The 24,225-nt window shown below is 70.5% G+C and carries 17 protein-coding genes; 4 read left to right on the top strand and 13 right to left on the bottom strand.

Features of this window, described 5'->3' with window-relative positions; translation table 11 throughout:
* Window positions 1-362 (top strand): DUF397 domain-containing protein (locus ACIBNA_RS38190; protein WP_399169836.1); only part of this gene is annotated, 362 nt, incomplete at its 5' end.
* Between the two features lie 177 nt (window positions 363-539).
* Here ACIBNA_RS38190 and ACIBNA_RS38185 read toward each other — a convergent pair.
* From ACIBNA_RS38185 to rsmI, 13 genes are all read right to left on the bottom strand, one after another.
* A complete protein-coding gene (locus ACIBNA_RS38185; RefSeq protein ID WP_399169835.1) occupies window positions 540-1,019 on the bottom strand; it encodes an SMI1/KNR4 family protein in 480 nt (159 codons plus the stop codon).
* The gene (locus tag ACIBNA_RS38180) at window positions 1,016-5,557 is read right to left on the bottom strand and encodes an RICIN domain-containing protein (RefSeq protein WP_399169834.1); all 4,542 of its coding nucleotides are present in this window, start codon (window positions 5,555-5,557) and stop codon (window positions 1,016-1,018) included. Before ACIBNA_RS38180 ends, ACIBNA_RS38185 begins: the two co-directional genes overlap by 4 nt.
* 406 nt (window positions 5,558-5,963) lie before the next feature.
* Window positions 5,964-6,659 (bottom strand): LuxR C-terminal-related transcriptional regulator, encoded by a 696-nt coding sequence (locus ACIBNA_RS38175; protein WP_399169833.1) that lies wholly within the window; start codon window positions 6,657-6,659, stop codon window positions 5,964-5,966.
* A 255-nt stretch (window positions 6,660-6,914) separates the two neighbouring features.
* On the bottom strand, window positions 6,915-8,753 hold the full coding sequence (locus tag ACIBNA_RS38170; RefSeq protein WP_399169832.1) for a PQQ-binding-like beta-propeller repeat protein: 1,839 nt from the start codon (window positions 8,751-8,753) through the stop codon (window positions 6,915-6,917).
* Between the two features lie 64 nt (window positions 8,754-8,817).
* Window positions 8,818-10,581 (bottom strand): PQQ-binding-like beta-propeller repeat protein, encoded by a 1,764-nt coding sequence (locus tag ACIBNA_RS38165; RefSeq protein ID WP_399169831.1) that lies wholly within the window; start codon window positions 10,579-10,581, stop codon window positions 8,818-8,820.
* A gap of 192 nt (window positions 10,582-10,773) precedes the next feature.
* Entirely contained in the window at window positions 10,774-12,582 is a 1,809-nt protein-coding gene (locus ACIBNA_RS38160; RefSeq protein WP_399169830.1) for an ABC-F family ATP-binding cassette domain-containing protein, read from the bottom strand.
* Between the two features lie 153 nt (window positions 12,583-12,735).
* A complete protein-coding gene (locus ACIBNA_RS38155; RefSeq protein WP_399169829.1) occupies window positions 12,736-13,854 on the bottom strand; it encodes a peptidoglycan recognition family protein in 1,119 nt (372 codons plus the stop codon).
* 473 nt (window positions 13,855-14,327) lie between these two features.
* Window positions 14,328-15,227 carry a 4-(cytidine 5'-diphospho)-2-C-methyl-D-erythritol kinase gene (locus ACIBNA_RS38150; RefSeq protein ID WP_399169828.1) on the bottom strand — a complete coding sequence of 300 codons (900 nt, stop codon included), beginning with the start codon at window positions 15,225-15,227 and terminating at the stop codon, window positions 14,328-14,330.
* Window positions 15,224-16,111, bottom strand: a complete 888-nt coding sequence (gene rsmA / locus ACIBNA_RS38145; RefSeq protein ID WP_399169827.1) for a 16S rRNA (adenine(1518)-N(6)/adenine(1519)-N(6))-dimethyltransferase RsmA — start codon at window positions 16,109-16,111, stop codon at window positions 15,224-15,226. The genes ACIBNA_RS38150 and rsmA overlap by 4 nt, the downstream gene beginning before the upstream one ends.
* A gap of 112 nt (window positions 16,112-16,223) precedes the next feature.
* Window positions 16,224-17,672: a ubiquitin-like domain-containing protein gene (locus ACIBNA_RS38140; protein WP_399169826.1), complete on the bottom strand. Its 1,449-nt coding sequence runs from the start codon at window positions 17,670-17,672 to the stop codon at window positions 16,224-16,226.
* A gap of 122 nt (window positions 17,673-17,794) precedes the next feature.
* Entirely contained in the window at window positions 17,795-18,706 is a 912-nt protein-coding gene (locus ACIBNA_RS38135; RefSeq protein ID WP_399169825.1) for a TatD family hydrolase, read from the bottom strand.
* A 79-nt stretch (window positions 18,707-18,785) separates the two neighbouring features.
* Window positions 18,786-19,196: a hypothetical protein gene (locus ACIBNA_RS38130; protein ID WP_399169824.1), complete on the bottom strand. Its 411-nt coding sequence runs from the start codon at window positions 19,194-19,196 to the stop codon at window positions 18,786-18,788.
* A 233-nt stretch (window positions 19,197-19,429) separates the two neighbouring features.
* A complete protein-coding gene (gene rsmI, locus ACIBNA_RS38125; RefSeq protein WP_399169823.1) occupies window positions 19,430-20,275 on the bottom strand; it encodes a 16S rRNA (cytidine(1402)-2'-O)-methyltransferase in 846 nt (281 codons plus the stop codon).
* Window positions 20,276-20,387: 112 nt separating this feature from the next.
* Here rsmI and ACIBNA_RS38120 point away from each other — a divergent pair, with 112 nt between their 5' ends.
* The 3 genes from ACIBNA_RS38120 (at window position 20,388) to ACIBNA_RS38110 (ending at window position 24,169) form a co-directional block, all read left to right on the top strand.
* Window positions 20,388-22,133, top strand: a complete 1,746-nt coding sequence (locus tag ACIBNA_RS38120) for a dolichyl-phosphate-mannose--protein mannosyltransferase (protein ID WP_399169822.1) — start codon at window positions 20,388-20,390, stop codon at window positions 22,131-22,133.
* A 51-nt stretch (window positions 22,134-22,184) separates the two neighbouring features.
* Window positions 22,185-22,373: a hypothetical protein gene (locus ACIBNA_RS38115; protein ID WP_399169821.1), complete on the top strand. Its 189-nt coding sequence runs from the start codon at window positions 22,185-22,187 to the stop codon at window positions 22,371-22,373.
* A 161-nt stretch (window positions 22,374-22,534) separates the two neighbouring features.
* Window positions 22,535-24,169, top strand: a complete 1,635-nt coding sequence (locus ACIBNA_RS38110; protein ID WP_399169820.1) for a penicillin-binding transpeptidase domain-containing protein — start codon at window positions 22,535-22,537, stop codon at window positions 24,167-24,169.
* Window positions 24,170-24,225 lie beyond the last annotated feature (56 nt).

Below are 24,225 nucleotides of genomic sequence, written 5' to 3'. Positions count from 1 at the left end.
AACGGGGCTATCCAGGAGGGCTCCGACGCCGTGATCACACCAGACACAGCAAGATCATCTCATCCGTGACCAGCAGTTACGGGACAGCCCTTAGACCTGCTGGCCGCAGCACGACGGGAGCTCACCCGATGAACGATGCGCCAACAGCGGACCCGTTCAGGACAACGGGCTGGTTCAAGAGCAGCTACAGCGCGGCCGACAACGAGTGCGTGGAGGTCTGCTGCATCTCGACAAGGGTGGGGATACGCGACTCCAAAGCATTCACCCGGAACCGACTCATAGTGAGTGCTGATGCGTTCGCCATTTTCATCAGCTCAGTGAAGGACGGCTCTCAAGAGCGAGTAGCGGAGCAGAGAGTTTGAGGACGGGAGGTCGCGCGGACTGGCGCTGAGCAACGTCCGGAGGCCGTGTCCTCGTTCTTGCCGGCCGTGGCAGCGGTTCGGCTGATGAGGGGCGACACTCTGCCCGACACAGCAGAGGTGAAGGCAGGCGAGAAGTTTCCCGCCCGCCTTCGTGGAACGTCGTTGAGAACTACGGCCTTACTGTCCTACGGCTTGTCGGCATTCCTTGAGGGCAAAGGAGCCGAAGTCGTCCGCAAGTCTCTCCATGCTGTCGCGGTCTGGGAGGCCAGGGTTCCAGGCGAACACCGGGCACTCACCGTCTTGGTCCTGTTGGGAAGTGTCGAGGACGACGTATCCCAAGACGTCGTCAACCATGACGACCATCAGATCGCTCGGGAGTCCGGCCTTGCTCCGTGCCGTCAGGGTCTGTTCGACGGAGCCCAGCAGGACATCACCTTTGGCGGATGTCCTGTACACGCCGAGGAACTCCTTCGGGGGGACGTCCCAGGTGCCGAAGGCCTCGATAAGACGGCGATAGGACGGCGGGAAGGCCAGGCCCATGGCATGCTCGGCGGCGGCCAATGTCTCGACGTCGCAGCCGTCTGCATGGTTTGTGATGTCCTCGTTATCACGAATGAGCGCGATCACCTGCTCACTCGCCTCTACAGCGGGCGTCATGCACCAAACTCTTTCGCTCGGTTCTTCCAGTACAGCTTCTTCCATGCATCGAATTCCGGCCGGTCAATGCCACTGGGGATCTTGGTCCCCGACTTCCAGTGCAGCTGATGGTAGTTCTCGTCGAGGTGCATCTTCTTCGTCACCTCGGCGATGGGCCCGTCCTGCGTCTGGAGCATGTGGTGGAGGTTGAGCGGGTTGTCGTCCGGGCCCATCGGGGCCAAGCCCTGCTGCATCCTCTTGAGGTTTGTGCGGCCGTACTTGTCGTGGGGCGACACGTAGTCCGGGCGGATCAGGTCGTCCCGCTGGTAGACACGCTGCCCCTGGAATTGGGTGAGCTTCCAGAACTTACAGGGCGGCCCAATCGCCGCTGCAGCGAACGCTCTGGAGATCCGGGCGACATCGTCGACCGCCTTGCAGGCCGCCGCCACATCGTCCTCGTACGCAGCCACCGTACGACTGATGTTGGCGAGGGCGCTGGCGTCCATGTTCAACGCCCTCAGGGCCTTGTACGCGTCGCTGACTCCGATGCCGGTACGCAGTGACGCGTCGAGCGCACGGATGCCGTCGACCACGGCCTGGGTGATCTTGCCGCCGAAGATGAGGGTGCCGACATCGAAGGCTGCCCAGCCGCAACCTCCCCAGCTTCCGCTCTCGCCACCCGGGGCCACCTTCTGGGCACAGTCGATCCAGTGCCCCAAGAGGATGTCCACAGGGTCGATGCCTGAGTTGAACTCGACCATCGAGACGGTCTTGGTGACCGTGCTCTTCTGTTCCTTGACGGGCTGAGTTCCGAGGAACAAGGTCTCCCACTCCGGGCATCCCGCCTGCGTGGCGGGCAAGTCCAGAGCCGTGCACAGGTACACGTCGATTTCGACCTTGTACCGGATGGTGGCCGTGATCTTGCAGTCACCGGTGTGGATGATGACGCCGCAGTTTTCCTTCTTCACGTCCTCCGGATCGCCGATGACCTCGATACGGTCGACGTAGAAGACGTTGCCGATGCCGCCCGCCGACGCACCCGTCCGGATGCTGCTGTTCTTGTTCGCTGTCTCCGTGCGGCTGGCTGCTTCCTGGGCTTCCTTGGCGTACTTCTCGGCGTCCTTCGCCGCTTCCTCCGCCTCGGTCGCCGCAGCGTCGGCGCGGTTGGCCGCTGCCCGGGCGTCCTTCGCTGCCTCTTCGGCCTGTGAGGCGGCGGTGCGGGCGGCTTCGGCGTCGAGGGCTGCCTGGTCGGCTGAGTCGCGGGCGTCCTTGGCGTGGTTCTCGGCGCGGCCTGCTGCCTGGTCGGCGGCCTGGGCGTCCTTGGTGGCCTGGCGGTTGTAGTCGACGGTGCGGGCCAGGGAGGCGGCTGCCTTGGACGCGGCCTTGGCGGCGTCGGCCGCGTAGCCGAGGGCCTCCTTGGCGTAGGTGCGGGCGGTCGCGGCGTGTGCGGCGGCGTTGGCGGCGTGCTGGTAGGCCGCCTTGGTGTCGCCCTTCACCTGGTCGGCGAGGTTCTTGGCGGCTGAGGCTTCTGCCGCCGCGTTCTTGGCGTGGGCGTCGGCGACGGCCTTCTGCTGTTCGGCGATCGTCTTGGACGCCTGGCCGGTGAGGACCACCAGGCCGGCGGCCGAGTCGGTGTCGATGTACGGGGAGCCGAGCTGGATGGCGTCGTTGGCGGGCTTGGCGACCTGGGCGGCGGCGTTGCCGGCGTCCACGGCGGCCTGGGCGGTGACGTGGGCGAAGCCCGCGGCCTTCGCCGAGGCGGCCAGGGCCTTGGCGGCTTCCTTGTTCGCCGCGTCCGCGTGGGACTTGGCGGTCTTGGCCTGCTTCTCCGCCTCGTCGGCCATCTCGACGGCCGTCTTGGCCTCGGAGGAGGCGTGCTCGGAGGCGTCGATGGCTTCGGCGGCGGCGCTGGTCGCGGTCTTCACCGCGGCGTCGGACTTCAGCTTCGCGGCCTGGGCGTCGTCCGCGTGCGCGCGGGAGCGCTTGGCCGCCGCCTCCGCGCGTGTGGCTGCCGCGTCGGCGTCCGCGGCTGCCTTCGTCGCGGCGTCCGCTTCGGAGCGTGCCCTCGTGGCCGCTGCCTCGGCGTCGTCGGCGTGCTTGTCCGCCGCATTGGCCGCGGCGCGGGCGGCGTCGGCTGCCTCTCCGGCCTCCAGGGAGTCGGCGTAGGCCTCCTTCGCGTCGGCCTTGGCGCGGGCGGCGTCGGCCTTCTGCTCGGCTTCCCACGCGTCGTCCCTCTTGGCCTTGGCGTTGTCACGGGCCTTGACCGCGTCGTTCTTCTTCTCTACCGCGGTGCCCTCGGCCGCCTCGGCCTTGTCCTTGGCGTCCTTGGCCTTCGTCGCCTCGGCTTCGGCGTTCTTCTTGTGCTGGGCGGCCTCGGCCTGCTTGGCCGCTGCCGTCTTCTTCTCCGCCTCGGCCGTCTTCTCCTCGGCCTCGGCGGCCAGGCGCTTGGCGTGGGCCTCGGCGGCGGCCGCCTTGGCCTCTCCCTCGGCCTTGAGCGCCTCGGTGAGCTTGGCCTCCGCGGTCTCCTTGTCCTTCTTGGCGTTGTCGCGGTGCACCTTCGCGGCGTCGGCCGCGGCCTTGGCCTGGGACTCGGCCATTGCTGCGGCGGCCTTGCGGAACTCGGCCTTCGACTGGGCTGCCTGAGCCAGGGCGCGCTGCGCGATGGTCGCGCTGTCACCGGCTGAGGCTCGGGTAGCGGCCTCAGCGGTCGTACCGGCCTTCACCATCGCTTCGAGGGCCGCTGCCGCGCCGCTGGTGACCTGGGCCTTCTGCTGACCGACCAGCAGGCCACGGCCACGTGGGGCACCGACCTCGTCGGCGATGGCGTACGCGGCCTTCTGCGCGGTGTCACTGGCGGTGGCGTGCTTCTGCGCCGCAGCCAACTGGGCTTTGAGAACGTCGAGTTGCTTCTTCGCCTGCGCCTGCGCCGCCGCGATGTTCTTCTTGGCCTGGTCGAATTGCGCCTTGTCGGGATAGAACTGGTTGTCCGTGCCCTGGTGGCCCTTGGGGACGATCCGGAACTTCTGCGGGTTGGTGCCGTTGCACCCCCACAGCCAGGCGTCGTGGCTGTTCTCGAACTTGTTCAAGTCCAGGCACTTGTCCGTGGCGACGTTGCGCAACTCGCCGACGGCGCGGATGTCGAACTGCCACTCCTGCGCCTTGCTGCCGTTGCACGACCAGATCTGGATCTTCGTGCCGTTGGCAGGATTGCTGTTCTCGACGTCCAGACACTTGTCGGACTTGACGTTGACGAGGTTGTAGCTGTCACCGGAAGCCTCACGGAGCCGCCACTGCTGCCCCGAGGCGTTGTTGCAGGTGTAGATCTGCACCGGGGTGCCGGAGGTCCTCTTGCCGCCCTCCGCGTCCAGGCACTTGCCCTTGGCCGCCTCGACCTGGATGACCGCCGGCGAGTCGCCGATCCAGCCCGCACCGCCGGGAGCCCAGTAGTCCTGCCAACGGACCAGACGGTCGGCGACCCACGAGTGCCCCAGCAGGTTCCCCAACGCCTTCGCACCGCCGGCGAGGGCCTTGGTGGCGTCCTTGCTGGACTTCAGGATCTGGTTGCGCTGGGCGGCCTGCGAGCTGATTTCCCGCTGCCACTCCGAAGCGGCCGTGTCGGCCATGCCGCCCAGGACCTTGTTCGGGTCGATCGGATCCCGCCAGGCGCACGACGCGTACCTGGTCTTCAGGTCCTCGACCGCGATCCGGTGTTCGGCGGTACCCGGCTCTGGCGCGGTGCGGGGAAATCCGCCGGAGGCCAAGAACAGACGGGCGTCATCGGCGCCCTTGCCGTCGAAGGTGTCGAACAGCCCTTGGAACGCCTGCTCTTCCTCGTACTGCCGCTGCCACTCCCCGCTGGGCAGGTCCGGGTCATAGGGCTTCTCGCCGTAGAGCGGGGTACCCAGATCGGTGACGACCTTCAGGGTCTTCTCGTCGGCCTTGGGGGTGGGGTCCTCGTAGAAGTCACCTTCGCGCTTCCAGAACCTGTCGGCGACCCAAGAGGTCAGTCCGGTCTGCGTATAGAAGTCGTCCTCCTCACTGCCGATCGAGCCGGGCGGGTCTCTCCAGTCGGCCAACGAGTCGAAGCCGCCCGGCTGCTCCAGCCCGTCGAGTGGCTTGCCCCACTCCCCGAGCCGACTGTTGAGGGCGTCGAGCTCCTTCCAGGCCGCGTCCTTGTCCCGCTGGTACGCCACGGCCAGCGGGGTGTCCTCCCAGTGCTCCGGGTTGGCCAGCGCGTGCAGCTTGTCCGGCGGCTGGTTGAGTCCGTCCTGCGCGGTCGCGGCCATGGACGGCCCGCCCAGGCGCAGCACCTCCGCCATCAGGCACTGGTCCTGCCGCAGCTGCTCGGCCGCCGTGTCGTCGGACCAGTGGGGCGAGTCGCCCGCCAGGGCGGCTGCTTCCGTGCCGGTGAGCCGATCCAGTACCTCGGGCTGGACCGCCACGCCGGCCAGTACGGCCACAGCCGCCGCGGACGTGACGACAGAGGTCAGGAAACGGGGTCTGCCCGATCTGGTCAGGAAACGGGTTCTGGGCCGGAAAGGCCCTGGTCTTGGGCGCAAGAGAGCATCCCTTCGTCGCAAAGGAAGGCGGACGGGGGTGCCCTTCAGAAGAGGCGGAGGAGATGCGTGAAGAGCCGGTTTCGCGGCATGACGGCGTGTCCCTCCCCGTGGCGACGGTGTCCCCCCGGTCGCCGGTTGACGCGCGCTGTGGCCGAGTGGTCAGCTCCGCCGGGCGCGACGATCACCTCAGGTACAAGCGTTCGACTGGACCAGAGGGTTTCTTCCAGGCGGGAGCGGCGTGGCGCAAAAGAAGCCATGGGACTTCACCGGGCCGGGAGACAGAAGTGCCGTGATGCACCTAGGGATTATTTGTGCGCATCCCGTGAACACGATGTTGAGGCGGGTGTTACGCGGGGCTGAGATCGGCCAAAAGCCCATCCATGCCTCGACGTTCAGGTGCAGCCCGTCAGGCCTCCGGACCCGTCCCCGGATCCGGCGTCACCGTCCGCGGTAGCGACCCCGCGCGGTCCAGCAGGCCCGTCCGCGCCGCGAGTGCCGCCGCCTCCAGGCGGGAGCCGACGCCCAGTTTCATCAGGACCCGCTGGACGTGCGTCCGGGCCGTCGACGGCGCGATGCCCATGCCCGCCGCGATCAGGCGGGTGTCCTCGCCGTCCGCGACGCGGACCAGGACCTCGACCTCCCGGGGCGTGAGCATCGACAGCAACCGCTGGCCCTCGTCGTCCGGTTGGGCCGCCGGGTTGAGCAACTCACTGAACGCGCCTTGCAGTAGCTGCGGTGCCACCGCCGCCTCCCCGGCCCGGGCCTTCATGATCGCCCGCTCGACACCCTCTATGCGTTCGTCGTGACGTACGTAGCCGGACGCGCCCGCGGCGAAGGCGGCCGCGATGCCCCGCGGGCTCGGTACCGGTCCCAGGACCAGGACCGCCACCTGCGGACGCTCCCGCTTGATCCGCACCACCGGGTCGAAGATCCCCGGCTCCGCCGGCGTGGCCGTCCCCAGCAGGCACACCTCCGGCGCCCGTGTGATCACCAGCTCCGCCGCCCCCGCGGCCGGCGCCGCCGCGGCCAGCACCCGGTGCCCCCTCAGCTTCAACGCCGAGGCCAGCGCCTCGGCCAGCAGTCGGTGGTCGTCGACCACCATGAGCCGCACTCCCATCGAGCAACCCCCCAGTCACCCCGGTCCCCCCAGATGGAAGCCCCCCGGCTCCCCCGCCTTCATGCCCCCGGAAGCTACACGCTTGTTCGACGTTGCGCTCCCCCTACCCGCGAGAATCGCCCCGGATCGCCGAAATTCCTCTCATTCGAGGTTGACTGAGCCGAAAGCGAACGGTCCCGCCCCTGAACAGGGACGGGACCGTATCCGCACCGAGTCGATCACCAAGCGGCCATCGATCGATCAGCTCGTACCGAATCCGATCGCCAGGTACTCCTTCTCACTCGTGCTGCTGCTCCGCTTGCTGGCGTACACCTTGGACATGAACAGGTGCCCGTCGCCGTACAGCAGCTCGGAGTACTCCGGCGACATGCCGGCCTCCACGTCGCGCACCGTGTCCGTCGCCGGGTTCTCCAGCAGCTTCGTCTGCTTGAAGCTGCCCCCGTCGATGCTCACGATCTGCCCGCCCTTGTCGTACGGCGGCCGCTTGTACGCGATCAGGTTGCCGCCGTCCATGCGCAGCGGCGAGATCGTGTAGCCGTCGCCCGCGTCGGCCCGCTGCCCTGTCTGCTTGCCGGTGGCGAGGTCGAAGGCGACGATCTCGTTGGTCTGGCTGTACTCGCCGCTGCCGTCGTGCTCCTCGGTCGGCAGGTACAGCCGGTCGTTGCCGACGGCCAGCAGGTTGCAGGACTCGATGCGGGTGACGCCCTCGCAGCGGGCCGCGAACTGCTCGCCCGGCGCGGAGATGCGCTTGCGCAGCGTGCCGGTCTTGTTGTCGATGGAGAAGAAGTCGGAGATGCCGCTGCCGTCGCCCGCGGAGTCGCCGACGTCGGCGGCCACGACGAGCGGATCGGTCGACACGACGCTCGCGTACTCGATGCCCTGGCTCATCTTGTACTCCGAGATCACCTTCCCGGACTTCGGGTCGATGGTCTGGATGTGCAGCTGCCGCTGCCCGTACGTGCCGCACTTGCGCACCGCGACCAACTTCTCGCCGCCGCCGTACCCGGCGTCGTAGCAGGAGTCGGTCGGCTTCGGGCTCCACAGGACCTTGCCGGAGACGTCGAAGGCGGCGCCGCCACTGGAGCTGCCGACGGCGACGGTGTCGCCGCTGATCGTGACGTTGTCGAAGTTGATCAGCTGGTCACCGGTCTTGGCGGTCTTGGTCCACAGCCTCTTGCCGGCGTCGAGATCGATCACGGCGATCTGGCTGCACCCGTGCGACGGGTCGGCCTTGGTCGGCATCGCGGGCTGATAGAGGATCGCCGTCTTGTTGTCGTCGGTGACGTGGCGGCTGGCCTGGCAGACCGGGCCGTCCAGCGGGATCGTCCACTGCTCGCCGCCCTTGTCGCGGTCGTAGCCGACGATCTCGGCGATGCCGCTCTTGGCGTACGTCTTGTCGGTGAGCCACGAGCCGGAGACGACGACCGTGCTGTCGTTCTTCACCTCGGGCATCGGGACCGGGAAGAGGACCTTGGCGCTGGGGTCGGCCGGAGCCTTCTCCTTGCCGCCGGAGCTGGTGCCGCCGTTGTTGTCGTCCGTGCCGCCGGTGCCGCCGCTGGAGCTCGCGGTGTCGTCCTTCTTGCCGTCGTCCTTGGACGTGGAGTACCAGACGCCGCCGCCGACGATCAGTGCGATCGCCACGACAGCGGCGACGATGATGGCCAGCTGCGCGTTGAACTTCCGGCCTCCGCCCGGCTGTCCGGGCTGCGGCTGGAGCGGCATGGTCGGCTGCGGATAGGCGTAACCGGGCTGCTGCCCGTATCCCGGCTGCTGGCCCGGCTGGCCGTAAGGCGCCTGCGGCGGCTGCCCGTACGGCCCCGGCTGCTGCTGGCCGGGGTAGCCGTAGCCGGGCGGCGGCTGGGGCGGCTGCTCAGCCCCCTGCGGATAGCCGTAGCCCGGCTGCGGCTGCTGCGCGGGCGGCGGGGGCGGTGCCTGCGGAGCCGCCGGCGGGGGCGACTGCGGAGGCGTCTGCGGAGCCTGCGGATAGCCGTACCCCGGCTGCGGGGGCTGGTCCTGGGGCGGCCCGAAGCCTCCCCCGGGCGGCGGCTGTTGGGGCGGCGGAGGCGGCGACTGGGTCATGGCGTGAGTACCTCGGGGAAGGGGACGGACGACGAAGAAGAAGGCGGATCCGAAGGGGGAAGAGTCACTTGCCGTAGGCGAGCATCAACTTCTCCTTCGTGTCGTCGTTTCCGCTCAGCCGCGTGGTCGAGATGTAGAAGCGCCCGTCGACCCAGTCGGTGTCCTTGGAGAAGAAGCCGTTCTCGATGTCCGCGGCACCCTGCGGGTTCTGGAGCAGCTTGACCGGCTTGTGGCCGCTGCCGCCGGTCGGGATGGACACGACCTGGCCGCCCGCGTCGTACGACGGCTGCACATAGGCGATGAGCTTGCCGCCCTCGACCTTCATGGGCAGCATCGACTCGTCGGCCGGGGACTTCACCCGCCACTTCTCCTTCCCGTCGGCGAGGTTGACCGCGACGATCTCGTTGGCGCCGGTGGTCGCCTCCGTCGGGAGGTAGAGCGTGGTGTCGTCGACGGCGACGCCCTGGCAGCCCTGGAGGTCGCGTTCGAGGATGGCCCAGCCGCACTCGGGGGCGAAGTCCTCGTCGAAGCCGACCTGCGAGCGGAACTTGCCGCCGGAGGTGAACGTGGAGATGTTCCAGGCCTTCTTGTCCTTGTTGGTGCTGTAGATGACGAGCGGGCTGACCGAGTAGGTGCGCGCGACCCGCCAGCCCTTGTCGAACGGCTGGGTCCACTTGACGTCGCCGGTGCGCGGGTCGAGCTCCTGCACCTCGTCGTGCTCCTTGTCGGTGCCGGCAGCGCAGGAGGCGACGGCGATCAGCTTCTCGCCGCCGGCGAACGCGGAGGGGAAGCAGGCGCTGCCGTAGCGCTTGTGGTCGAAGAGCTTGTCGCCGCTGGTGACGTCGTAGGCCGTGCCGGATTGGGAGCGGCCCACCATCAGCGTCTTGCCGGTGATGGACAGTTCGACGGAGAGCGTGGAGTCGAACAGTGCGCCGTCGCCGACCTCCTCCTTCCAGCCCTTCTCGCCCGTGTCGAGGTCGATCTCCTGGAGCTGGTTGCACTTGGCGCGGTCGCTGCTGCCGCTCATGTACGCGACGACGATCTTGTCGTCGGGCGTCTTCTGCGGGGTGGTCGCGCAGATCTTCTGCGGGAAGGTGATCGCGTCCCAGGTCGGCTTGCCGTCACCGACGTTGTAGGCGAAGAGCTGCTTGTACGCCGCCTTCACCGCCGCGTTGTCGGTGATCCACATGCCGGGGGCGTCGGCGCCGGAACCGGGCGCGTCGGGCGCCTCCTTGTACCAGAGGACCTTCGCCTCCCCGGCCTGGCGGCCCTCGTTGAGGTTCTCCGGGTCCTCGCCGCCGTCGCCGCTGCCGTCACCGCGGTCGACCGGGGCGGAGGAGTTGGGCTTGGCGTCGTCGCTCTGCTGGGCGACCGGCTTCTTCTCGCCCTCGCCGCTGTCGCCGCCGGTGACGGCCCACACGGTGCCGCCGACGACGAGCAGCGCGGCTACCGCGGCGCCGATGATGATGGCCGGCTTGCCCTTGAAGGGGCTGCGCGAACCGCCCCCGGGCGGGGTGCCGGGGGCGCCGGGGTACTGCGGCTGCTGCGGGTAGCCGTAGCCGGGCTGGCCGTACGGACCCGGCTGCTGCGGCTGGCCGTAGGGGCCGGAGTTGTACGGTCCCGGCTGCCCGTACGGTCCGGGCTGCTGCGGGGGCTGCTGGGGATAGCCGTATCCAGGCTGCGGCGGCCCCTGCGGGGGCGGCGGCGTCTGGGGCGGTCCCTGGGGCGGCGGCGGGGTCTGCGGTGCCCCGAAGCCACCGCCCTGCGGCGGCTGGTTCTGCGGTGCTCCGAAGCCACCGTGCGGCGGCTGACTGGGCGGCTGAGTCATCAGCGGCTCCCCCGTTCGATCACTGATTTTTAGCCACGCCCTGAGGTACTCAATGGGCTCAGAGTCGCTTCATGAAGTTCTAAGACGGCTCTTTCTATCACCCGGTGCCGACAGCGCACCGGGCCGTGTCACCCCCTGTTCCCAAGGGAGGACCGGCCCGTGATGCCGCCGTTATGCGCCTTCACGCACCCTTCACGCGTCCTCGGCGAGTTCCAGCCAGCGCATCTCCAGCTCCTCGCGCTGACCGGCCAACTCGCGCAGCTCGGCGTCCAGTCCGGCCACCTTCGAGAAGTCCGTAGCGTTTTCGGCGATCTGGGCGTGCAGCTTGGTCTCCTTCTCGGAGACCTTGTCGAGCTGTCGCTCGATCTTCTGGAGTTCCTTCTTGGCGGCGCGCTGGTCGGCTGCGCTCTTCTCCGGGGCGGCGCTCTGCGGCGCCGCGGCGGGCGTCGCGGCGGCCGCGGCCTCCTCCATGCGCTGCCGCCGCTCCAGGTACTCGTCGATGCCGCGCGGCAGCATCCGCAGGGTGCCGTCGCCGAGCAGCGCGAACACCCGGTCGGTGGTGCGCTCGATGAAGAACCGGTCGTGGGAGATGACGATCATCGAGCCGGGCCAGCCGTCGAGCACGTCCTCAAGCTGCGTCAGCGTCTCGATGTCGAGGTCGTTGGTGGGCTCGTCGAGGAAGAGGACGTTGGGCTCGTCCATGAGGAGCCGCAGCAGCTGGAGCCGCCGCCGCTCACCGCCGGACAGGTCCCCTACCGGTGTCCACTGCTTCTCCTTGGTGAAGCCGAACGTCTCGCACAGCTGCCCGGCGGTCATCTCGCGCCCCTTGCCCAGGTCGACGCGCTCGCGCACCTGCTGCACGGCCTCCAACACGCGCGTGGCCGGGTCGAGTTCGGCGACCTCCTGGGAGAGGTAGGCCAGCTTGACGGTCTTGCCGACGCGGATGCGCCCGCCCGCGGGCTGGGCCTCGCCGTCGGTCCGGGCCGCCTCGGCCATGGCCCGCAGCAGGGACGTCTTCCCGGCGCCGTTGACGCCGACGAGACCGATCCGGTCGCCGGGCCCGAGCTGCCAGGTGACGTGCTTGAGGAGGACCTTGGGGCCGGCCTGGACGGTGATGTCCTCCAGGTCGAACACGGTCTTGCCGAGCCGCGTGGAGGCGAACCGCATCAGTTCGCTGCTGTCCCGGGGCGGCGGTACGTCCTTGATCAGCTCGTTGGCGGCCTCGACGCGGAAGCGCGGCTTGGACGTTCGGGCGGGTGCGCCGCGCCGCAGCCAGGCCAGCTCCTTGCGGACGAGGTTCTGCCGCTTGACCTCCTCGGTGGCGGCGATGCGCTCGCGCTCGGCCCGGGCGAAGACGTAGTCGGAGTAGCCGCCCTCGTACTCGTAGACGTCTCCGCGCTGGACGTCCCACATGCGCGTGCAGACCTGGTCCAGGAACCAGCGGTCGTGGGTGACGCAGACGAGCGCGGAGCGGCGGTTCTGCAGATGCCGGGCGAGCCAGGCGATGCCCTCGACGTCGAGGTGGTTGGTGGGCTCGTCCAGGACGAGCAGGTCCTGCTCCTCGATGAGCAGCTTGGCGAGCGCGATGCGGCGCCGCTCACCGCCGGACAGCGGGCCGATGACGGTGTCGAGCCCCTTGGGGAACCCCGGCAGGTCGAGCCCGCCGAACAGGCCGGTCAACACGTCCCTGACCTTGGCGACGCCCGCCCACTCGTGGTCGGCCATGTCGCCGATGACCTCGTGGCGGACGGTGGCCTCGGGGTCGAGGGAGTCGTGCTGCGTGAGCACGCCGATGCGCAGTCCGCCGGAGTGGGTGACGCGCCCGGTGTCGGCCTGCTCCTGCTTGGCGAGCATCCGGATCAGCGTGGTCTTGCCGTCGCCGTTGCGGCCGACGACGCCGATGCGTTCCCCTTCGGAGACGCCGAGGGAGACGCCGTCGAGCAGGGCGCGGGTGCCGTACACCTTGCTGACGTTCTCGACATTGACCAGGTTGACGGCCATTTCTCTCCTGCCCAGGGGGACGGTCAGCCTCCCAGCGTAGTCGGGCACACCGGCAGCTCGTCGCCCCCGTCTCCCCGGCCCCTTGCCCGGACGCAGGAAAACCCCGGACGTGCGCCCCGGGACGGCATCCCCGGGGCGCATTTCCGTTCGGCGTCAGCGGCGGGCGGCCGCCGCGCGGACCTCGGCAAGGAGGTCGTACATGACCTGGCCGGGGCACTTGGTGTCGAAGTAGTCGCGGTGACCGCCGACCGTGTGCGTGTCCTTCTTCGTGCCGGTGACGGGGTTGGTGTAGGTCACCCTCGCCTGCGGGTCCAGGCCCTTGAACCGGGAGATCACCTTGATCAGCCTGATCAGGGACGCCTTGGCCGCGTCCGTGGGAGCCTGCTGGTCGAGGCTGCCGATCAGGGCGATGCCGAGGGCACCGGAGTTGTAGCCCACGGAGTGGAAGCCGGTGACGAGGTCGCCGTCCGGGTTGAAGGCGGGGATGCCGTCGTCGCCGGAGTAACGGCCCTCGTAGACCGTGCCCGCCTCGTCGATGAGGAAGTGGTAGCCGATGTCGCCCCAGTCGTTGGTGATCGCGTGGTACTCGTAGATCGCGCGCACCGTCGCGGCCGGGTCGGGATCGTTGTTCGGCGTCTCGGTGTGGTGGACCGTGATGATCTGGAGCGGGTAGTACGTCTCGGGCGAGTTGACCTTGCCGTCCTTGTACCGCTTGGACTCGTCGGCACCCCAGGCCGGGCGCGACAGGTAGCCGACGCCACGCACGCGTGTGGGCTCGCTCGGCACCTTGAAGGTGCGGTGGGGGCCGTCGGTGGTGTCGATCGCCAGCGAGTGGAGGCCGTCGATGTCGCTCGGGGCCTTCACGGCGTACGCGGTGGCGTTGGCGGCGGCGACCAGGGCCGTGCCGCCGCCCTCGACGGTCGCGCAGCCGCTCGCGAGGGTCTGCCAGTCGCCGTCCGCGAGCCGGATGGCGGCGCCCTCGTTCGCGCCGGACCAGCGCACCCCGACGTAGGAGGCGGCGAAGGCGGTGGTGGCCTCGCCGGTGCCGGCGGCAGCCTTGGTCCGGGTGGCGGGGAACTTCTCCGGCGTCGTACCGGAATCACCGGAGCCGGACGTGGAGTTGTCCGTCTCACCGGAGTCGGTGGACGCGAACACCATCGGCGTGATCGCGGCTCCGGCGGCCACCGCGCCGCCGGCGGCAATCATGCCGCGGCGGGACAGGGAGCGCTTTCTACGGTGGGACGGCTGGGCGGGAGTGGGGGATTCGGACACGGAAGTGTCCCCTTCCAGAAGTGCACTTGAGGGGGGAGGCGCCGGGCATGCCGAGGGCAGCCTGGGGCGGCCTGGCCTGGCGTCGACGCTTGAAAGGTCAAGCAACATTAACCACCCCACCGGCCCCAGGCGTACTCCGATCGCAGCACTTTCGTGTGAAGGTCGGGCAAAGAAGCCCTACTTGTGAGTACTGCGTCACGCTCCGGCGTCATCCGCCCGCCGCTGCGGGATCAGCGCCGCAGCCGGAGCAAGCCCCGCCCGTGGACCGCCTGTTCGCCCACCGGCATGTCGTCGCGCAGCAGGTTCTCGGGGACGAGGGCCGCCGCCGTGACACCCCCTTCGGCGAAGGAGGCGGGCAGCAGCCAGTTCCGCTGGGAGGCGCCGTCCGCTTCAAGTGCCCTGACGGGGCACCGTCCCTGCGTCCGGCGCCTACAGCGCGTGGTCCATGTGCCTCATGGCAGGCCAGGTGGGACTCACCGGCCGACCACCGTGGCCCCAGGCACCGATCCGGACGCCGTACGCACCGCCCGGCACGTGCCCGACGACCGTAGAGTTTCGGCCACCTTCACCGCCGACGCGGGGTCACGGGCGAGGAACGCCGTCGTCGGGCCCGAGCCGGAGACGAGTGCCGCGAGCGCGCCCGCGGCGCGGCCCGTGGCCAGGGTGCCGGCGAGTTCCGGGTAGAGGGAGAGGGCGGCCGGCTGGAGGTCGTTGGAGACGGCGGCGGCGAGCGCGTCCGGGTCGCCCTTGGCCAGGGCGGCGAGGAGTTCCTGGGAGGCGACGGGCTCGGGGATGTCCGTGCCCTCGCCGAGCCGGTCGAACTCCCGGAACACGGCCGGGGTGGACAGGCCGCGGCCGGCCATCGCGAACACCCAGTGGAAGGTGCCGCCGACCTCCAGGGGCGTCAGCTGCTCGCCCCGCCCGATGCCCAGCGCCGCCCCGCCGACCAGGCTGAACGGCACGTCGCTGCCCAACTCGGCGCAGATGTCGAGCAGTTCCTCCCGGGAGGCGCCGGTCTCCCACAGCGCGTCGCAGGCGACCAGCGCGCCGGCGCCGTCCGCGCTGCCGCCCGCCATGCCGCCGGCGACGGGGATGTCCTTGGCGATGTGGATGTGGACGCCGGGCGTCCGGCCGTACCGCTCGGCGAGCGCTTCGGCCGCCCGCGCGGCCAGGTTCGTACGGTCCAGGGGGACCTGGTCGGCGTCCGGGCCCTCGCAGGTGACACGGAGCTCGTCGGCCGGGGTGACGGTGACCTCGTCGTAGAGGCCGACCGCGAGGAAGACGTTGGCCAGGGGGTGGAAGCCGTCGGGGCGGGCGGGTCCGACCGCCAGCTGGACGTTGACCTTGGCGGGGACCCGGACCGTCACGCTCACGCGGACTCCTTCTCCTGGTGCTGGTTCTGCTTGTGCTCGGCGATCCGCGCGAACTCCTCCACCGTCAGCGACTCGCCCCGCGCCTGCGGTGAGACCCCGGCGGCGACGAGGGCCGCCTCCGCGGCGGCGGCGGATCCGGCCCAGCCGGCGAGCGCGGCCCGCAGCGTCTTGCGGCGCTGGGCGAAGGCGGCGTCGACGACGGCGAACACCTCGCGCCTGGAGGCCGTCGTCTTCAGCGGCTCGGCCCGGCGGACGAGCCGGACCAGGCCGCTGTCGACGTTGGGCGCCGGCCAGAAGACGTTCCGTCCGATGGCGCCGGCCCGCTTGACCTCGGCGTACCAGTTGGCCTTGACCGACGGGACGCCGTACACCTTCGAGCCGGGCGGGGCGGCGAGGCGGTCAGCGACCTCCGACTGGACCATGACGAGGGTGCGTTCGATGCTCGGGAAGGTGTCGAGCATGTGCAGCAGGACCGGGACGGCCACGTTGTAGGGGAGGTTGGCGACCAGCGCGGTCGGGGCGGGGCCGGGCAACTCCGTGACGTGCATCGCGTCGGAGTGGACGAGGGCGAACCGGTCGGCGCGGTCGGGCATGCGGGCCGTGATGGTCGCGGGCAGCGCGGCGGCGAGCACGTCGTCGATCTCGACGGCCGTGACGCGGTCGGCGACCTCCAGGAGGGCGAGCGTCAGTGACCCGAGGCCCGGGCCCACCTCGACGACCACGTCGTCGGGGTGGACCTGTGCGGTGCGGACGATGCGGCGGACGGTGTTCGCGTCGATCACGAAGTTCTGGCCGCGTTGTTTGGTGGGGCGTACGCCGAGGGCTGTCGCGAGTTCGCGGACGTCGGCGGGGCCGAGGAGGGCGTCGGGGGTGGGGCTGGTCACGGGGACAAGGGTACGGGGGGTTTGGGGGGCCGGTTTCTACCCGGCGGAGCGGGGTGCCGCTTCTTTGGGACGGGTGCAGCCCTTGGCGGCACGATTGCCCGCAGCCAGGGCGTCACCCGCGCAAGCGGCCCCCGCAGTGCGGCCAAGGGCTGGCCCCCCGCCGCACATACAGCTTCTTCGCGCGGTACGTCTGTTCCGCCGCCGGGGCGTCCTGGGGGCGGCCCTTGCCGCCGAGGGCCTGCCAGGTCTGGGTGTCGAACTGGTACAGGCCGCCGTAGGTGCCCGACGGGTCGACCGCGTCGGGGCGGCCGCCGGACTCACAGGCCGCGAGGCCCTGCCAGTCGAGGTGGTCGGCGCCCTGCACGGACATCGGCCGGGGCGTCGTGCCGACCTTCACCAGCTGCGGGCGCGGTTCGCGCACCACCTCGGAGCGGATCCGGCGCGGCTTCTGCTTGACGCCGTTGACGGTGCGCAGGGAGTAGGTGACCCGGCGCAGGCCGGGCCGGCCCGCCTCTTCGACGACCTCCGTGCCGCGGAACAGGGTCGGGTCGTCGGTCCGCCGCACCTGGAAGGGGATCGGCTCCTCGCGGACCTCCTTGCCGCCGGTGATCCGCAGCACCGTGACGGTCTGCCCGTCGCGCGGGAAGCTTCCCTGCGGGACCGACGTGGTGTCCTGGCCGCGCAGGGTGATCCCGGCCTCCTCGACGGCCTCCCGCACGGTCGCCGCGTTGGTGCGGACGGTGCGGGCGCGGCCGTCCGCCATGATCGTGACCGTGCGCTCGGTCCGCACGTCCAGCGCGAGCCCTTCCCGCCCGATGCGCCGGGAGCGCGACGTGGACACGTACGCGCCCTCCTGTCGCACCCCCAACTGCCGGAGCGCTCCCTCCACGGTGTGCGCCGTCGTCCACACCTGGCTCCGCTCTCCGTCGAGGGTGAGCCGCACGGGGCGGCCGTAGTGCACGGCGACCTCGTCGCCGCTGGTGATCTCCGTGTCCGGGCCGGGCGCCACCACGTCGTGGGCGCCGACCTCGACGCCCTCCTGCGCCAGCAGCTCGGTGACGTCGTCGGCGAAGGTGTGCAGCGTGCGCGCCTTGCCGTCGACGCTCAGCTCGATCGCCTTGTCCTTGGCGACGAACGCCGTGGTGCCGCCCGCCAGGAAGGCGACGACCAGGGCCTGCGGGAGCAGCCGCCGCATGGAGCCGTCGCCCGGTCGCTCGACGTAGCGCGCCTTGCGCCGACGCGCGGACCGCCGGTGCGAGCCGGCGCGGGCCTCGGCGCGCGCTTCCGCGCGCGTGATGCGCGCACCGGTCGCGGGTGGTCCCTCATCGTCGTCCGGGCCCCCCTGCCGGGGCAGCCCGGGCAGGGGCGGCACCTCGTAGGCGGGCCGGTAGGTGTCCTCGTAGGCGACGGGCGCTCCGGGCGTCCCGTACCCGAGCATCTCGGCGCCGTGCAGGTCGGCGGGCGGCGCGTCGAAACCGCCGTACACCGGGTCCGCGGAGGCCGGGCCATCCGCGTAGGCCGGGCCATACGTCTCGTACGTCTCGTACTGCGAGTTGCTCACGCCGACACGCTCCAGGGGCCGGAGGGGGTCCAGAGGGGTCCGGATCGGGCCCCCAGAACCTAGCGGAGCGGCCGTCACTCTCCAAAGCGACGCGACTACGCACAGTCGTGCGGCGCGGTGGGTCAGTAACCGAAGGCGCGCGCCGTGTTCGCCGCGAGAGCCGTCGCCAGCGTGTCCTCGTCGGTGCCGCGCACCTCGGCCATGGCACGCACCGTGATCGGCACGAGGTAGGGGGCGTTGGGCCGGCCGCGGTACGGCACCGGCGTGAGGAAGGGCGCGTCCGTCTCCACCAGCAGCAGCTCCTGCGGGGCCACCGCCACCGCGTCCCGCAGGTTCTGGGCGTTCTTGAAGGTGACGTTGCCGGCGAAGGACATGAAGTAGCCCGCGCTCGCGCAGATCTCCGCCATCTCGGCGTCGCCGGAGTAGCAGTGGAAGACGGTCCGCTCGGGGGCGCCCTCCTCCTTCAGCACGCGCAGGACGTCGGCGTGGGCGTCGCGGTCGTGGATGACCAGGGCCTTGCCGTGCCGCTTGGCGATCTCGATGTGGGCACGGAAGGACAGCTCCTGGGCCTCCTTGCCCTCGGGCCCGGTGCGGAAGTAGTCGAGGCCCGTCTCACCGACGCCCTTGACCTGGGGCAACGCGGCCAGCCGGTCGATCTCGGCGAGCGCGTCGTCCAGGGCGGCCCGGCCGCCGGGTTCGCGCGCGCCCTGCCTCGACCAGCCTCCCCCAGCCCCAGGGGGCTGGGAGGTGCCCCCAGGGTCGCCGTGGACGATCCGGGGCGCCTCGTTCGGGTGCAGGGCGACCGTCGCGTGGACGGCGTCGTACGCGGCCGCCGTCTCGGCCGCCCAGCGGGAGCCCTTGAGGTCGCAGCCGACCTGCACGACGGTCGTCACTCCGACCGACGCCGCCTTCGCCAGCGCCTCCTCGACCGTGCCGGACTGCATGTCCAGGTGGGTGTGGGAGTCGGCGACCGGCACCCGGAGGGGTTCGGGGAGCGGGGGCGCGGCGTGCTTGCCGGAGTCGTTCGAAGACATGCCCCGATCCTACGAAAGGGGTACGCCCTCCCCGATGGGGGAGGACCGGGGAGGGCGTCGACAAGGGGAGCCGGACGGGTCAGCTCGCCTTGCGCTGGAAGGGGTGCAGCAGGTCGGACAGGTGCCAGTGGTGGTCGTCGCGCTTGTCGTCCGCGTCCTGCGCCACGGGCGCCTCCACGGGCCCGGCGGGCGGCGGCACGCGTCCGGGCCGGTGCGCCGCGTTGCGCGCCGACTCGACCCTCCCGGGCCGCATGATCCGCACGATGTGTCCGTCGCAGTTCTGGCACGTGGGCTTGCTCAACGGGGAGGGCACGATCTTGCCGTCCGCGACGTAGAGGACGAACTCGTGTCCCGCGGCGTCCGTGTGGTGCTCGATCTCGTACGACTGCTCCCAGCCGTACCCGCAGCGCATGCAGGCGAAGGAGTACGACTCGTTGACGACGGCGTTGGCGCCGGCGCGGAGCCCGGCCTGCCCTGCGTTCTCACTCATGCCAGCTCCTGTTGGTCCGCTAGGCGTGAGGACGATTGCGTCCCCGCAACCCAGTGGACTCCCCAGCCGGACCGCAGGCAGCAGACCTGTCGACTATTGGCGCCGTTTTGGGGGTTCCTTGCCTCAGCTCCCGTGGCCTTTTGCACACCCATGGGATACCGCGCCCCAAAGGGGCGCGGGGCTGTATCCATGTGCGGCTCCGCCGCGTGGGCGCGACCAGCCACAGACAACCGTCAACCGGCATGCTTCGCAGCAACCACCGCATCAAAAACAACCCTCTTCGGCACCCCGGCCTCCTGCGCCACCGCGGCGATCGCCTCCTTGCGCCGCTCCCCGGCCTCCTCCCGCACCCGGACCCGCCGCACCAGCTCCTCCGCCCCGACTTCCTCGGGCCCCCGCTCCGGCGCTCCCTCCACCACCACGGTGATCTCGCCGCGCACGCCCTTAGCGGCCCAGGCCGCCAGCTCGCCCAGCCCCCCGCGCCGTACCTCCTCGTACGTCTTGGTCAGCTCCCGGCACACCGCGGCCCGCCGCTGTGCCCCGAACACCTCGGCCATCGCCGCCAGCGTGTCGTCGAGCCGGTGCGGAGCCTCGAAGTAGACGAGCGTGCGCCGCTCCCCGGCCACCTCCCGCAGCCGCCCCAGCCGCTCGCCCGCCTTGCGCGGCAGGAACCCCTCGAAGCAGAACCGGTCGACGGGCAGCCCGGACAGCGCGAGCGCGGTGAGCACGGCGGACGGCCCGGGCACGACGGTGACCCGGACGTCCCGCTCCACGGCGGCGGCGACCAGCCGGTACCCGGGGTCCGACACCGACGGCATCCCGGCGTCCGTGACGAGCAGCACACGTGCCCCGCCCACCAGTTCCTCGACCAGTTCCGGCGTCCGCGCGGACTCGTTGCCCTCGAAGTACGACACCACCCGCCCCTTGGGCGTGACGCCGAGCGCCTGGGTCAGCCGCCGCAGCCGCCGCGTGTCCTCGGCGGCGACGACATCGGCTCCGGCCAGTTCCTCGGCGAGCCGGGGCGGGGCGTCCGCGATGTCGCCGATGGGGGTGCCTGCGAGTACGAGTGTTCCGGTCACGCCGTCCATCCTCCCAGGGGCTCGGGACCCGGACTCCTCCCAGGGGCGGCGGATGGGGACGCATACCAGCCATGCACGGGACTCACACAGCACGGTTCCCTACGATGGCGCGGTGACCAGTACCGCGTCCTCCACGGACACCCGGCAGGACCAGGCGCCGCACGAGCAGCGGCCGTCCTGGCAGCAGCGCCTGCGCCGCTTCGGCTACCAGCAGCCAAGAAGCGAAGCCCGTGACGTCCGTGACCGGCTGGTGCCGCCGTACACCGAGCCCGGCCCGCGCCTGTGGGCCGCGCTCGGCATCCCGCACACGCTCGCGGGGCGGCTGGTGCGCTGGTCGGGCTGGATCGGCCCGCTGCTCGTCACACTGCTGGCGGGCGTGCTGCGCTTCTGGAACCTGGGCAGCCCCAAGGCGGTGATATTCGACGAGACGTACTACGCCAAGGACGCGTGGGCGCTCGTCCACCGCGGTTTCGAAGTCAACTGGGACAAGAACGCCAACGACCTGGTCCTCTCGTCCGGCGGGCACGTCACCATCCCGACGGACGCGGCGTACGTCGTGCACCCGCCGGTCGGCAAGTACGTCATCGGGCTCGGCGAGCTGCTGTTCGGTTTCGACCCGTTCGGCTGGCGGTTCATGACGGCGCTGCTCGGCACGCTGTCCGTGCTGCTGCTGTGCCGGATCGGCCGCCGGCTGTTCCGCTCGACCTTCCTGGGGTGCCTGGCGGGCACGCTGATGGCGGTGGACGGCCTGCACTTCGTGATGAGCCGCACGGCGCTGCTCGACGGCGTGCTGATGTTCTTCGTGCTGGCCGCGTTCGGCTGTCTGCTCGTCGACCGGGACAAAGCCCGCGGGAAACTCGCCGCTGCGCTCCCGGTGGACGCCGACGGCCGGGTCCGCCCCGACCGGCACGTCGCCGAGACGGCCCGCCTGGGATGGCGCCCCTGGCGCTGGGCGGCGGGCCTGATGCTGGGCCTGGCCTTCGCCACGAAGTGGAACGGCCTCTACATCCTGGCCGCGTTCTGCCTGATGGCGGTCCTGTGGGACGTCGGCTCGCGCAGGGTCGCCGGCGCCCGGCACCCGTACTCGGCGGTGTTCAGGCGCGACACGGGCCTGGCGTTCCTCGCCACGGTCCCGGTCGCGATCGTCACCTACGTGTTGTCCTGGACCGGCTGGATCCTCTCCCCCACCGACGGCTCGGGCGGCTACTTCCGCAACTGGGCCGCGACCGACGGCAAGGGCGGCAACTGGACCTTCCTGCCCGACTGGCTGCGCAGCCTGTGGCACTACGAGCACCAGGTGTACGAGTTCCACGTCGGCCTGTCCTCGCCGCACACCTACCAGTCCAACCCGTGGAGCTGGCTGGTCCTGGGCCGCCCGGTGTCGTACTTCTACGAGTCGCCCGCCCCCGGCCGGGACGGCTGCCCCGCGGACGCCGGCGAGAAGTGCGCCCGCGAGGTCCTGGCCCTCGGCACGCCGCTGCTGTGGTGGGTCGCCTGCTTCGCGGTCCTCTACGTCCTGTGGCGCTGGCTGCTGCGCCGCGACTGGCGCGCGGGCGCCATCGCCTGCGGCATCGCGGCCGGCTACCTGCCCTGGTTCATGTACCAGGAGCGCACGATCTTCTTCTTCTACGCCATCGTCTTCCTGCCGTTCCTGTGCCTGGCGGTGGCCATGCTCCTCGGCGCGATCATCGGCCCACCCCGCTCCACCGACACCCGCCGTGTCGTCGGCGCCACGGGCGCGGGCGTACTCGTCCTGCTGATCGCGTGGAACTTCATCTACTTCTGGCCGCTGTACACGGGCACCGCCGTCCCGATCGACGACTGGCGGGCGCGGATGTGGCTGGACACCTGGGTCTAGCCGGCCGGCTGCAAGGATGGCGCGGATCATCACACCAAATGGGGGTCGAGCATGCTCGTGCTCATACTGTCGGTCGTCGTCCTGCTCCTCATCGGCGGCTGCGTCTGCGTCTTCTGGGCGGCCCGGGGCGACGCCCCGCGCTGGGCACGTGGTGTGGCCAAGGTGACGCTGCTCGGCAGCGAACTGGCCCGCAGCGCGGACCGGAATTCCCGCTCACATCGGGGCGGCGGGGACGACTAGCCCGAGAATCCCTGCACGCCGGCCGGGCCTGATCCACGTTCGGTCAAAAATCGAAACAACCGTGCCTGTCGTCACCCTCTGCGCTTAGAGTGCTCCAGGGATCGAGCTTTCTGAACGCGTTCAAAGGAGCGTGTGAAGCTCAACGGGGAGGGGACCGCCCAATGGGCAAGGGGGTCAAGGCCGCCGTCATAGGCGGCGTGTTCGCGGTGATGGTGGGCGGAGCCGGGTACGGCGTCTTCAACATCGCGAGCGCGCTGAACGGTGACGGGGGCGGCACCAGCGGGGTGGCCACGGAGAAGGAGTCGGGTCCGCCCGGCAAGGACGAGGTCGGGGAGACCACGGCCAAGTTCTTCGCGGCCTGGGAGAAGGGCGAGGCCGCGACGGCGGCGTCGTACACGAACAACGACGCGGCCGCCGAGCAACTGCTCACCGCCTTCGGGGACGACGCGCACATCACCGATGTGAAGATCACGCCCGGCGCGGCGAGCGGCACCACCGTGCCGTACACGGTGAAGGCGAAGGTGGCCTACGACGGGAAGTCCAAGCCGCTGAGTTACAGCAGCAAGCTGAAGGTCGTGCGCGGTCTCACCACCGGACGGCCGCTGGTCGACTGGCAGCCGTCGGTCGTGCACCCCGAGCTGAAGAAGGACGACACGCTCGTCACGGAGCTGTCGGCCAGCCCGCCCATCGAGGCGGTCGGCCGCGACGGCTCCGAGCTGACCAAGGAGAAGTACCCCTCCCTCGGCCCGGTCCTGGACGCCCTGCGCGACAAGTACGGCAAGGAGGCAGGCGGCTCCCCCGGCATCGAGCTGGTCGTCCGGCACACCGGTGGGAGCGCTCCCGACACCCCGCTGCTCACCCTCGCCGAGGGCAAGGCCGGCAAGCTCACCACCACGATCAGCCCGAGCGCGCAGGCGGCGGCCGAGAAGGCGGTCAAGCGGTTCGCCCAGTCGTCGGTGGTGGCCGTGAAGCCGAGCACCGGTGAGGTGCTGGCCGTGGCGAACAACCGTACGGACGGCTTCAACGCGGCCTTCGAGGGTGCGGCGGCGCCCGGCTCCACGATGAAGATCATCACCGCCGCGATGCTCATCGACAACGGCGTGACCTCGATGAACGGCCCGGCACCCTGCCCGTCCAGCGCCGTGTGGCAGGGCCAGAAGTTCGAGAACCTCACCAGCATGCGGCCCAATGAGAGCGCCAGCCTCGCCAACAGCTTCATGCGGTCCTGCAACACCGCCTTCATCAAGCTCATCGACGAGAAGCCGCTCACGGACGCCTCGCTGACCCAGGAGGCCGAGCAGCGCTTCGGGCTGGGGCAGGACAACTGGAAGACCGGCATCAGCTCCTTCGACGGCAGCGTGCCCGCGGTCAGCGGTCCGGACCGGGCGGCCGGTGCCATCGGGCAGGGCCAGGTGCAGATGAGCCCGCTGAACATGGCCTCGGTGACCGCGACCGCGATCACCGGTGCCTTCCGCCAGCCCTACCTCGTCTCGCCGAGGCTGGACGACCGGCAGCTGGCCCAGGCCCAGGGCCTGAAGGCGAGCACCGCCGCGCAGCTGAAGCAGATGATGCGGCTCACCGCCACGCAGGGCACCGCCCAGGAGGCCATGGCCGGGCTCGGCGGCGACATCGGCGCCAAGACCGGTTCCGCCGAGGTCGACGGGAACGCCAAGTCCAACAGCTGGTTCACCGGATTCCGTGACGACATCGCGGCGGCGGCCATGACCGAGGAGGGCGGTCACGGCGGCGACGCGGCCGGGCCGATTGTCGCAGCCGTGCTACGAACAGGTGGCTGATCTCGCCTACGCGGGACGGGACCCTAGGGTGGTGGCCGTCGTTGGGACAGCCGAGG

The organism is Streptomyces sp. NPDC050164 (assembly GCF_044459945.1).
Lineage (GTDB): Bacteria > Actinomycetota > Actinomycetes > Streptomycetales > Streptomycetaceae > Streptomyces > Streptomyces coeruleorubidus_A.
Note: the sequence above shows the minus strand (reverse complement) of the source record. Positions and strands in the feature narration are given on the sequence as shown.